Annotated in this window: 7 protein-coding genes; 2 read left to right on the plus strand and 5 right to left on the minus strand. The window is 35.9% G+C overall.

Going from position 1 to position 12,826, the window contains the following annotated elements:
- Positions 1–23 precede the first annotated feature (23 nt).
- Both gltB and KW502_RS13085 read left to right on the plus strand, forming a co-directional pair.
- Positions 24–4,553, plus strand: coding sequence for a glutamate synthase large subunit (gene gltB, locus KW502_RS13080; protein ID WP_219041004.1), 4,530 nt, complete (start codon positions 24–26; stop codon positions 4,551–4,553).
- A complete protein-coding gene (locus tag KW502_RS13085; protein WP_219041005.1) occupies positions 4,541–6,001 on the plus strand; it encodes a glutamate synthase subunit beta in 1,461 nt (486 codons plus the stop codon). The genes gltB and KW502_RS13085 overlap by 13 nt, the downstream gene beginning before the upstream one ends.
- Before the next feature lie 124 nt (positions 6,002–6,125).
- On the opposite strand, the gene KW502_RS13090 is transcribed toward KW502_RS13085, so the two are convergent.
- The 5 genes from KW502_RS13090 to KW502_RS13110 form a co-directional block, all read right to left on the minus strand.
- A complete protein-coding gene (locus KW502_RS13090) occupies positions 6,126–7,328 on the minus strand; it encodes a glycoside hydrolase family 27 protein (RefSeq protein ID WP_219041006.1) in 1,203 nt (400 codons plus the stop codon).
- 7 nt (positions 7,329–7,335) lie between these two features.
- On the minus strand, positions 7,336–8,931 hold the full coding sequence (locus KW502_RS13095; RefSeq protein WP_219041007.1) for a glycoside hydrolase family 43 protein: 1,596 nt from the start codon (positions 8,929–8,931) through the stop codon (positions 7,336–7,338).
- A complete protein-coding gene (locus KW502_RS13100) occupies positions 8,928–10,088 on the minus strand; it encodes a glycoside hydrolase family 26 protein (protein WP_219041008.1) in 1,161 nt (386 codons plus the stop codon). Before KW502_RS13100 ends, KW502_RS13095 begins: the two co-directional genes overlap by 4 nt.
- 97 nt (positions 10,089–10,185) lie before the next feature.
- Positions 10,186–11,235, minus strand: a complete 1,050-nt coding sequence (locus KW502_RS13105; protein ID WP_219041009.1) for an IPT/TIG domain-containing protein — start codon at positions 11,233–11,235, stop codon at positions 10,186–10,188.
- 14 nt (positions 11,236–11,249) lie between these two features.
- Positions 11,250–12,821, minus strand: a complete 1,572-nt coding sequence (locus KW502_RS13110) for a RagB/SusD family nutrient uptake outer membrane protein (RefSeq protein WP_219041010.1) — start codon at positions 12,819–12,821, stop codon at positions 11,250–11,252.
- Between the last annotated feature and the right edge of the window lie 5 nt (positions 12,822–12,826).

Below are 12,826 nucleotides of genomic sequence, written 5' to 3' on the forward strand. Positions count from 1 at the left end.
TTTAAGCTAAAGAAAAAGACTATATGAAGCCACAAAAACAAGGATTATACTCACCGGAATTTGAACATGACAATTGTGGAGCCGGTTTTATATGCAACCTCGAAGGAAAGCAAACCAACGACATTATTCATAAAGCCATTGATATTCTTATTAGGCTAGAACACCGAGGTGCTGTAGGTGCCGACGGAAGAACAGGAGATGGTGCCGGAATTTTAATTGAAATACCACATCAATTTTTTAAAAAAGTATGTGATTTTGAATTGCCAGAATTTAAAGATTATGCAGTAGCCATGACTTTTCTTCCAAAAAGTGCAAATCAACTACTCATTTGTAAAGAAATATTTGAAGAAGAAATTAAGGCTCAACAACTGCAGCTTATAGGTTGGCGTGAAGTACCCGTAGACCGATCCTGCTTAGGAAGTATAGCCGAACTTTCAGAACCCAACGTCTATCAAGCATTTATCGCAAAACCACATGAAAATTCATCCGAAGAATTTAATGCCAAATTATTTGCGGCTCGTAAAATTGCTGAACATCGTATAGATGATTCTGAACTTTCAGAAAAAGAGCATTTTTATGTTTCTAGCTTCTCTACCAATACTATTATTTATAAAGGGCTTTTAATGCCTAACGACATTAATACGTATTACCCTGATTTAAACGATAATGATGTAGTTACAAAATTAGCATTGGTACACCAACGCTTCTCGACCAACACTTTCCCTACTTGGGATTTAGCGCAACCTTTTCGCTATATGTGCCACAATGGAGAAATCAATACGCTTCGCGGAAATTTAAGCAGAATGAAAGCACGAGAAGAATTATTTGAAAATGATTTTTTCGGCAAAGATGTAAAGAAAATTATCCCAATTACCATGGAAGGAAAATCAGATTCCGCCTCTATGGATATGGCTTTAGAATTATTATTACACACGGGTAGATCTTTGCCAGAGGCCATGATGATGATGGTGCCTGAAGCTTGGGAAAAAAACCCATTAATGACCGATGATAAAAAAGCATTTTATGAATATAACGCTTGTATTATGGAGCCTTGGGACGGGCCTGCTTCCATTCCCTTTACTGATGGAAATTACATTGGTGCACTATTAGATAGAAATGGATTGCGGCCTTCTCGCTATACCGTTACCAAAGATGGCTATGTAGTGATGGCTTCAGAAACAGGAGTGATTGATATTAAACCAGGAAATGTAGAACACCATGGAAGGTTAGAACCAGGAAAAATGTTTCTGGTAGATATGGTCAAAGGCAGAATTTTAGAAGATGAAGAAGTAAAATATGATATTGTTTCTAAACGTCCGTATCGAGATTGGTTAAACAGTAATTTACTTCAACTTTCCGATATTCCTTACACAGGAAATCAAACTCCGGTAGAAAAAGTAGCGATCAAAAAAAGACAGCAACTTTTTGGGTACACGCTTGAAGACATGAAGACCATCATTACTCCTATGGCTACACAAGGTAAAGAAGCCATTGGGTCAATGGGTGCAGATATTCCTTTAGCCGTTTTATCAGACCAACCACAATTATTGTTTAATTATTTTAAGCAACTATTTGCACAAGTTACCAATCCGCCATTAGATGGTATTCGTGAAGAAATTGTCACCGATATTAGCTTAACCATAGGAGAAGACAAAAATTTATTCGACATCACTCCTGAGCACTGTAAGAAATTACGCATACAAAATCCGGTAATATCTAATGAAGATTTAGATAAAATTAAATACATCAATCAGCCCGATTTCAAATCCAAAACTATTTCTATGCTTTACCAAGCAGACAAAGGTTTAAATGGTTTGGAAGCACGCTTAGATGAAATGATTCAAGAGATTAATGAAGCGGTAGATGAAGGTTGTAACGTCATTATTTTATCTGATAGAGATGTGCATGAAGGCCTCGCTCCTATCCCTTCTTTACTTGCTTGTTCATTTGTGCATCACCGAGTAAAAGATTATGATCGGCGTTCTTCATTTGGTATTGTCATTGAATCTGCAGAACCACGTGAACCGCATCATTTCGCATTATTATTTGGTTATGGTGCAAGTGCTATTAATCCTTACATGGTGAATGAGATTATCTTCAACATGGCGAAAGAAAATGAAATTGAAGAAGAACCAGAAGTAGCGGTTCAAAATTTCAATAAAGCCATAGGAAAAGGAATCGTTAAGATTATGAATAAAATTGGAATTTCTACACTTTTATCTTATCGAGGATCTCAAATTTTTGAAATTCTAGGACTTAATCAAAAATTTGTTAATAAATATTTTTGTAATACTCCCACCAGAATTGAAGGGATTGGGCTATATGAAATTGAAAAAGAAATCCAAAAACGTTACCATAAAGCTTTTCACCCCAAACCTACAGATGTTGGGCTAGACCTAGCTATTGGTGGTGACTATCGCTGGAGAAGAAATGGCGAGCGCCATATGTTTAATCCTGCAACTGTCGCAAAATTACAGCAAGCAGTTAAACAAAATAACCCCATTAGTTATAACGAATATGCTAACCTCATTAACGAACAGAATGAACGCCTAATGACACTTAGGGGCTTATTTAAATTTCGTGATCTAGATCCTATTCCAATTGAAGAAGTAGAACCATGGACTGAAATTGTAAAGCGTTTTAAAACTGGAGCCATGTCTTTTGGTTCAATTAGTAAAGAAGCACATGAGAACTTAGCCATTGCAATGAACAGATTGCAAGGAAAAAGTAATTCTGGTGAAGGCGGAGAAGATGCAGATCGCTTTCATAAAGACCTGAACGGCAATTGGCGAAACAGCGCTATTAAACAAGTAGCGTCTGGTAGATTTGGAGTCTCTATTAATTATTTAAGTAGTGCTCAAGAAATTCAAATTAAAATGGCACAAGGAGCAAAACCTGGAGAAGGTGGTCAATTACCTGGAGCTAAAGTTAACCCTGACATTGCAAAAACTAGAAATTCTACTCCATACGTAGGTTTAATTTCACCTCCACCTCACCACGATATTTATTCTATTGAAGATTTAGCACAATTAATTTTCGACTTAAAAAATGCCAATCGTGAAGCTCGAATAAATGTTAAACTCGTTTCTAAAGTTGGCGTAGGCACCATTGCAGCAGGTGTAGCGAAAGCAAAGGCCGATGTTGTACTTATATCTGGCTTTGACGGCGGCACAGGTGCCTCACCACTAACCTCGCTGCGTCATGCTGGTTTACCTTGGGAGTTAGGCATTGCCGAAGCCCAGCAAACTTTGTTGCTTAATAACTTAAGAAATAGAATTACCGTAGAATGTGACGGACAATTAAAAACGGGGCGTGATGTAGCCATTGCTACCTTATTAGGTGCTGAAGAATTTGGATTTTCTACCGCACCGCTTGTGGCTTCTGGCTGCATTATGATGCGTGCTTGTCACTTAAACACTTGTCCCGTAGGGATTGCTACTCAAGATCCAGAATTACGTAAAAACTTTAAAGGCACCCCAGAAAATGTAATTAACTTTATGTATTTCGTTGCCCAAGAGCTTCGCCAAATTATGGCAAATTTAGGCTACCGTACTTTAAATGAAATGGTGGGACAAAGTCAGAAATTAGATATGAACCGCGCCATTAAACATTATAAAGCTCAAGGGATAGATTTATCAAATATACTTTACAAACCAGCTATTGCTAAAAATATGCCACTTTATCGTACAGAAAAGCAAGATCATCAGTTAGAAAAAGTATTAGATTTTAAAATTTTAAACAAAGCTCATCCCGCTATTTATAGAAAAGAGAAAATGAGTTTAGACTTTCCTATACATAATATGAACCGAACTACGGGTGCAATCGTGAGTAATGAAATTTCTAAAATACACGGGGAAGCTGGCTTACCAGAAAATACGTTAAACATTAATTTCACAGGTTCTGCAGGACAAAGTTTTGGAGCCTTTGCCACTAAAGGCCTTAATTTACACGTAATAGGAAACACAAATGATTATTTCGGAAAAGGTCTTTCAGGTGCCAAACTGAGTGTAAAAAAACCAGCTTCTGCAACTTTTAAATCTAATGAGAATATCATTATCGGGAATGTAGCCCTTTATGGAGCTACTGCTGGTGAAGCCTATATTAACGGAATTGGCGGCGAGCGTTTCTGTGTAAGAAATTCTGGAGCAAAAGCAGTTATTGAAGGTATTGGCGACCATGGTTGCGAATATATGACCGGAGGTATAGCGGTAATTCTTGGTAAAATAGGAAGAAACTTTGCGGCAGGAATGAGTGGCGGAATTGCTTATATCTACAACCCTACAAATGAATTAGAGTATCATAACTTCAACATGGAAATGATTGAATTGGAAGAGCCTTCCCAAGAAAACAAAAATGAATTGAAGCAATTAATTAGTAATCATTACAAATTCACTCAAAGTAATGTTGCGAAAGAAATATTGGAGCATTGGCAAGATGCTGCTAATCATTTTATAAAAGTCATGCCTACGGAATTTAAAAAAGCATTGCAAAAAATTGAACAAGAGAAAAAAGAAAACAACAAAGAATTAACAACGGCATCATGGGAGAGTTAAGAGGATTTATTGAACACGAAAGAAAGACAGAAGAGAACTTGGACCCAAAAGAAAGGATCCAGAATTATAAAGAGTTTGCAAAACCCCTAAGCGAAAAAGAACTCAACACTCAAGGTGCTCGTTGTATGGACTGCGGTATTCCGTTTTGCCATAGTGGTTGCCCACTAGGTAATTTAATACCTGATTTTAACGATGCCGTGTATCAAAATGAATGGAAAAAAGCAGTACAAATTTTACATTCTACCAACAATTTCCCTGAATTTACTGGTAGGTTATGTCCCGCCCCTTGTGAGTCGGCTTGTGTATTAGGTATTATAGAACCTCCTGTTACGATAGAGCTTATTGAGAAATCTATAGCTGAAAAAGGTTTTGATAAAGGTTGGATTCAACCCCAACCTCCAAGTGTTGAAACAGGGAAAAATGTAGCTATTGTAGGTTCAGGGCCTGCAGGCTTAGCTGCGGCGCAACAATTAAGAAGAGCCGGACATACGGTAACAGTATTTGAGCGAGATGAAAAGGTAGGAGGATTATTACGCTACGGAATCCCTGATTTTAAAATGGAAAAACACGTAATTGATCGCCGTATCCAACAAATGGAAACGGAAGGCATTACCTTTAAGACAGGTATTCACGTAGGTGAAAATTATAAAGCAGCACAACTAGAAGAATATGATGCCGTGGTATTATGTGGTGGTGCTACACAACGCCGCCCTTTACCGATTGATGGAGCCAATGCACCAGGTGTAGTACAAGCCATGGAGTTTTTGGCACATAATAATCGTGTGGTCGATGGTTTAGCTAAAACTACAGAAAAACTTTCAGCTAAAAATAAGCACGTAATTGTAATTGGAGGTGGTGATACTGGTTCTGATTGCATAGGAACGTCAAATAGACATGGTGCAAAATCAGTCACAAATTTTGAGATTATGCCCATGCCTACGGAAAGTAGATCTAAAGAACACCCTTGGCCGTATTGGCCTTTTACACTAAAAACCAGTTCTTCTCATGAAGAGGGAGTAGAGCGAAATTGGAGTATTCTTACAAAAGAATTCATCAAAGATGAACAAGGTAATTTAAAAGCTTTAAAAACGGTTGAAGTTGAATGGATTACCAATGAAAGCAACCGACCTCAACTTAAAGAAATCGAAGGTTCTGAAAAAGAATGGCCGTGCGATTTAGTTCTTCTAGCTCTTGGATTTACTGGACCTGAGAAAAGTTTAGTGGACCAATTAGGACTAAAAACCGATGAACGCACCAATATCAAAACTGAAAAAAATTACCAAACCAATAAAAAGAAGTTTTTTACTGCAGGAGATATGCGCCGTGGACAATCATTAATTGTTTGGGCTATCTCTGAGGGGCGTGAAGCAGCTTATGAGGTCGATAAATTTTTAATGGGAAAATCTGAACTACCACGTAAAGGCGAAGGAGATTTGCCTAGTGTATAAATTTCATTTTTTTTAAATAATTTATAATTGTAAAGAAATATTGGGTTCAGTCAAAACAAAACAGCTTCTCCTTTATAAAGGAGAAGCTGTTTTGTTTTGACTATTGTTATTCTAGTTTTCGATTCTATTTTAAAAGTCTATAGGTAACCACATTATGAGCGGGAATCGTTAACTTAATTCTATTTTTTGTATTACCTACACTTTTATGTTTCCAAACATCTCTCAATTTATAGGTTGTTTCATTAAAGTTAGCAGCTAAATTATTTAACTCATCCATTACCTTTTCATTTTTCCAGTCGAAAGTAATTTTTTGTTCTTCGTTTCCTCTATTTAAAAATGTTACTGCCCATTCTTTATTCTGTAAAGGTTTAAACCAGACTTCTACCTCTCCAATTGTTTTATATTTAAACCCTTGAATACCTAATGGATCTTGATTAATTGCAATCATCTCTTTATTGGTTAGAATATCGATTGTCTCTTGTGACATATTCGCTAGGTCATTTCCTGCAATTAGAGGTGCTGCAATCATACACCACATTGTAAAATGAGCACGATCTTCATTAACACTCATTCCGTTTCCTACTTCCATCATATCAGGATCGTTCCAATGACCAGGACCAGCGTATTCTCTAAGTCCGTCTTGCATATCTAAAATTTGTAATACGCCAAATGAAGACCAAGTTCCATGATTTTCTTCACAGTCAAAACAGTTATAAATATCTCCAGTAGTTCGCCATAAATGCCCTACATCCTCTCCCCATTCCCAAGGTTGATTATCTCCCCACTCACAAATGCTTAACACAATTGGTCTGCCTGCTTCGCGAAGCGCATTTCTCATCGTCATGTAAGCGCCTTCTGCTTTTAAACCTTCTGTTTCACACCAATCATACTTTAAGTAATCTACTCCCCACTTAGCATAAGTCTGCGCATCTTGAAATTCTCTACCTCGACTACCAGGACGCCCTCCACAGGTTTGCCAACCAGCGTCACTATAAATACCAAACTTTAAGCCTTTGCTATGTACGTAATCTATCAAAGCTTTCATTCCCGAAGGAAATCTTTCTTTATCTGCGGTAATAAAACCTAAACTATCTCTTTCACCATGCCAGCAATCATCAATAACTACATAGTTATAACCAGCATCTTTCATTCCGCTAGAAACCATATAATCTGCAGCATCTTTAATGACTTGTTCATTAACATTACAAGCAAATTTGTTCCAACTGTTCCAACCCATAGGGGGAGTTTGTGCTAAATTTTCAAATTTCTGACCAAAATTTTTAGTGAATATGAGTAAGAAAATTAGACCGATTAATTTTGTTTTCATAATAGTTTTACTTTTTAAGCTTTTTATAAGTAAATGAATTGTAACAAGCTGGCTTGGAGTTTTGCTTACCGTTTCCGGTAGCGTAAATCCCTATTCCAGGACCGTTGAACTGATTACCATTACCATCTGCAATGACCTCTAAGGATTGTATTTCTCCTAAAAGTTTTAATTCTTCTTTAGAACTTCCGTATTTAAATTGAATTTCTAAACCGTTCCCTTCAACTTCAAGAAAAACATTTTTCTGAGCATAAGGTGCTTCAGCAACAATTTCTTTTTCCCCTTTAAATTTTTTAATAATTACAATTTTATCTTTCTGTTTGGCGAAGTAATAATAGGTGTTATTTGTTCTGTAAATCACTAAGCCAGCTTGCTCTTTTGGTGATTTAGATTTAAAATTTAATTCTGTAGAAGCTAAAAAATTAAAATCTTTAATGCGTTTAAGTAGCATTGAAGTATTTACTAAACTATCGATAGTTTCTGGTAAACCTTTAATACAGAGTTTTTCGTTTTTAAGGGTGTAAAACTCTTTTTGTGGTGTTCTTATAAAACTCCAATCAGCTTTTAATTCATCTTTATCAAAATTATCGGTAGTCGAATTTTCTTTGACCGGTGACCAAGGCAAGTCTGGTCGCTTTTGGTTGAGAACCACTTTTCCTACTTCGGGATTGAAAATAGGTGTTTGATCTTGAAATTCTACTTTTGCTAAGAAAGTTTCTCTACCTAAGGTGAATTTGCCGTCTATCATTCTCTTACCCAAAACTACCGACCACCATTCTCCGTTTTGTGTTTCCACCAAATCTGCATGACCAATTGCTTGAACAGGATAATTGATACCTAAATGACGATGTGTCATCACAGGATTTACATAATCGGTAACATAAGGACCCCATAAAGAATCGCTATGATGAACTGTTACCGCGTGGTTTTTTTCAGTTCCTTCTTCAGAAATAAGCAAAACGTATTTACCATTCACTTTATAAATGTGCGGACTTTCAGGAAATGAGGCGTTATTAGCATGACCGTAAGTTAATACTTTTCTTTCGCCAAATAATTTACCTTTTTTAAGGTCTATTTCTTGCATCCAAACTTCGCCTTGATTAAGCCATTCTGATGTTTCTGGACGCGTTGTGCCGATATAATAAGATTTACCATCGGTATCCCAAAAAAGTGAAGGGTCTACTCCTGACGCATCTTTTAAAAATACAGGATCACTCCACGGCCCCGATGGATCTTTAGCGGTAATGTAAAAATTACCTTCACATTCTACACAGGTAGAGGTGATATAAAACATCCCGTTATGATAACGAATGGTAGGTGCGAAAATTCCGAATTTATCAATCACACCATCAAAGTTTAATTGTTCTTTTCTTTGAATACCGTGACCTATTAATTTCCAATTCACCAAATCTTTACTATGATAAATAGGAATACCAGGATACCAAACAAAAGTAGAATTTACTAAATAATAGTCGTCTCCCACTCTACAAATTGAAGGATCTGGATGAAAACCCGTTAAAATAGGGTTCTTAAATTCTTGAGGTTCGGTTTGAGAAAACGCTGTCGTAATTAAAAAAAATATGAATATTTTTAAAAAAACTTTCATTTTTTAAATTGATAAAGGTTAGGTAAATCATCTTGAAAAAGAATATTCTTTTCTTGGTAAAAATTATTAAAATCTTTAGCGGCAGGATGCTTTGGATTGGGCACATATTCTCCTCTCCACAAAGCCACATAAGAAAGATTCACATTTGGCGCATTAATTACTTTTAAAAGTTTGGTAGTGAACCATAAACTATCTGGCACATTTGCTACACCACCTTCTGTAAGTGCTGCTATTTTATTTTTCTTTTTTGCGTATGCTGAAATAATTTGAATTTTTTTAATAATAGAATCTATCCCTTCTCCTTCTGGAGTAAAATCCCAATAATTATCCATCCCTACCACATCTATAAATTCATCACCAGGGTACCGTTTTAAATATTCTTCTTCTGAATGAAAATTTCTATCGGGAGAAAATGCATACAGAAAGTTATTCACCTTCAAAGTATCTCTTAAATAAGTAACGGTAAATTGAAAAAGTTCTTTAAAATCTTTTTGAGAAACAAAGTTTTGCCCCCACCAAAACCAGTTTCCATCAAACTCGTGCCAAGGACGGAATATGATAGGGATTAAATTACCCTCTTCGTCTTTTACATTTTTCGCAAACGATGCTATTTGTTGTAAACTGTGTTTAAATTTATGATGTAAAGCCCCTTTAGGCAGTAATTCTTTTGCTACTTTGGTGGTATCATAAAAATTCTTACCAGTTTTAGGATTGTAGTAATGCCAACAAAAAGACACTACTCCACCTTCTTTGTAGGTTCTTTGGGTTAGTTTATTTAAGATACGCCTGCCTCTTGCGGTATCTTTATTTGGGTTGGTAATAAGGTAGAAGTCTAAACTATTTAATGCAGGATGAGAACCAGTTATGGCTTTCACATTAGAAAGTTCATCCATATTATCCCAACCGCGATTATTGGCTGTATAATCTTGCTGGCCAAATAGCGTTTTACCAGAATCTGCTAATGTTTTTAAGTGATGAAAAAGCGCTACGGTTTGACGATTAGCTTTTTTATCAGACAATTCTTGCTGAAGTTTTTTAAATTCAGCTTGACTCATCGCTTTTTTAGATTTTTCACAACTAAGAAATAATAGTATAGTAGTGAAAACTAAACCTATAATTGTTAGAGAAAATAATTTTTTGGGGTGAAATATTCTCATCGAAAAATAATTTAAAAAATATACCCCAGTAGTTACTAGGGCATATTTTCATAATAAATAAAATGCTAATTCTAAAAAATAAAAACTAAGTTTAAAGTTATATCAAACCTAAATCGTCTATATAAATTATAGCTGGCGCTTGACCACTAAACTCTTGAATTACAATTTCGTTAAGCGTACCTGATGTTGCTCCTAAATCACTGAAAGGAATGGTGAAATTATTCCATTCTCCTTGGTTGATCGTAATGATTTTACCATTATCATAATCACCATTAATCACCATTTTCACATCACTGATACCATCACCGCCATAAATAGAAACCTTAATCGCAGCATAGTCTGAAATTTCTAGTGGAGCACCTCCATTTCCTAACTGAAAGCCACTAAAAGTACCTTCATAGATTCTCTTAATAGCATATTGTCCTCTTTTTACTTGCTCGGTACTTTCAAAATCCTGAGTACCTCCCCATCCACCAGACCACCAACTAGCGTTTAGTACATCATCATAGATAACAAATTTAAAACCAAATGCCTGTTCAGATTGAGTTACACCACCAGGAGTTTCTACAAAAATAAAACTCTGTACAATCCCTTCTGGCACTTCTACTTGAATTTCATTTTCTGTTGCTGAAACAATCACCGCTTCAGTTTCTCCAAATTTTACAGATTCTAGTCCTTCAAAAACACTACCCGTAATGGTTACAATTTCTCCTGCTCCAGCAGCTAAAGGTGTAAATGAGTCTATAATTGGTGCGGGTTGAGCAATTACAAAATCTAAGCTAGCTTCACCTTCTGAAGTAACCACACGTAACTTATCACTTGCTCCAAAATAAGGAGTCTCCTTAGGTACAGAAACTAAGATTGTATTATTTGTCACTAAAGTTGGATTGAAATACGCTTCTGTATCATTAAAAAATATCATTTGAGTAGTAGCTAGATTATCCCCATAAACTCTATACATATTTTGGCGCATTCCTACGCTTGTGGTAGAATCTTTAATTGCTAAACTTACGCGTTCTAAACTTGGCGGGCCATCTACAGTGGCAGGACCGGTATCGTCACCTTCACAAGAAGTAAAGCTTACTAGCAACAATGCTAATAAACCAAAACTCCATAATGTTCTTTTTTTGAAATTTATATTTTTCATTGTTTAACTAATTTTTAATTAAAATTATAAGGTTGTGGCTCTTCTAATAATCTTGGGTTTAATGCAACATCAGAAGAAGGATATGGCATCGTAAAATCTTCAGCTGAAGGGGTAAACTTTTGCGAATAAATTACAGGCGGGGTATCATTACTATAGGTTCCTCGCTCTTGATTACTTATAATCTCAATAGCCATTTGTCTATCTATTCTTCCCAAATCGAACCAATATTCGCCTTCAATTGCAAATTCTAATCTTCTTTCTTGAAGAATATTTTCTAAAGTTATAGAAGGCAAACTTCCTAAACCAGCTCTTTCTCTAATCGCATTAAAAGAATTAAGTGCTGCAACATTACTGGTACTTTCTTGACCAGCCAATATAGCTTCTGCATGAATTAATAATACATCAGCGTAACGCATAATATAGGTGTTATTAGGTGCTGCTTGAGCTGCTCCTTCTCCACCATTATCTTCTGGCGTACCTACGACATATTTTTTAATTCCGGCTTTAGTATTTTGTGCGTTTATATCATCTGGAACGGTAAAACCACCTTCTGAAGATAGAATACTTGGGTAATAATCATTGGCAAGCATAATTGTTGCTTTTCTTCTTTCATCACCATCTTCATATGCTTCTTGTAAATCTATCGTTGGACCTATTACACTATACCCATCTCCTGTACCGGTAATTTGCGAACTAATAGCGAAAGATGCCTGCATAGCGTTACCAACACCGTAACCTTGAGATGACCATTGCATTTGTACAATAGATTCTTCATTATTGTTATTCGCTGTTAAAAATAAGTCTGAATAACTTTTAGAAGGAATATCGATACCAAATAATTTAAATTCGCCACTATTAATTACTTCTTCTGCAAGTTGTCGAGCTTCATCATATTCTTCTTGATACAAATGCACTTTAGCTTTTAATGCTTTAGCTGATCCGCTAGAGACATGTATATTCGCTTCATAGTTTCCGCCTCTTGTCTTTTCGTAACAATTATCTATAGCAAACTGCAAATCTCTCTCCATAAACTCATAAATATCTTCTACTCTGTTGGTAGGAATTTGAGGATCATATACATTTTCCAAATTATTTTCTATAATTGGCACGGCTCCCCAAATTCTTACTAGATAAAAATAAGCAACGGCACGCATAAAATGAGCTTCGCCTAAAACATTATCAACAGCTGCTTGTGGTACTGAGCCAGCTACTCGCTCTGGAACAAAATTAATAATTGCATTAGATTGAGCCACAACTCCCCATAAACTCTCCCAGCCATTGGTTAGTTCGTTATTATCTCCAGTAACTGTAAAGTTCCCAAAATTAATTACATCTCCTGAAAATGTTCTTGCATTACCTCCTGTTAACTCTGTAATAGACCAAAAAGCTTTTGAGTTAAAGTTAAACCATACCGTACCATAAAGTACATTTGCGTTAGCGATTAATTCTTCTTCACTAGAATAAAAATTATCTAATGCAACCGAATCTTCTGGTGGTCTATTTAAAAAATCTTCACTACAAGCACTTACTAAGAATAGTACACTCAGTAGAAGCGAAGCTTTTATTTTTAAGTTTAAATTTTTCATAGTGT

Source organism: Mesonia aestuariivivens (assembly GCF_019311235.1).
Classification (GTDB): domain Bacteria; phylum Bacteroidota; class Bacteroidia; order Flavobacteriales; family Flavobacteriaceae; genus Mesonia; species Mesonia aestuariivivens.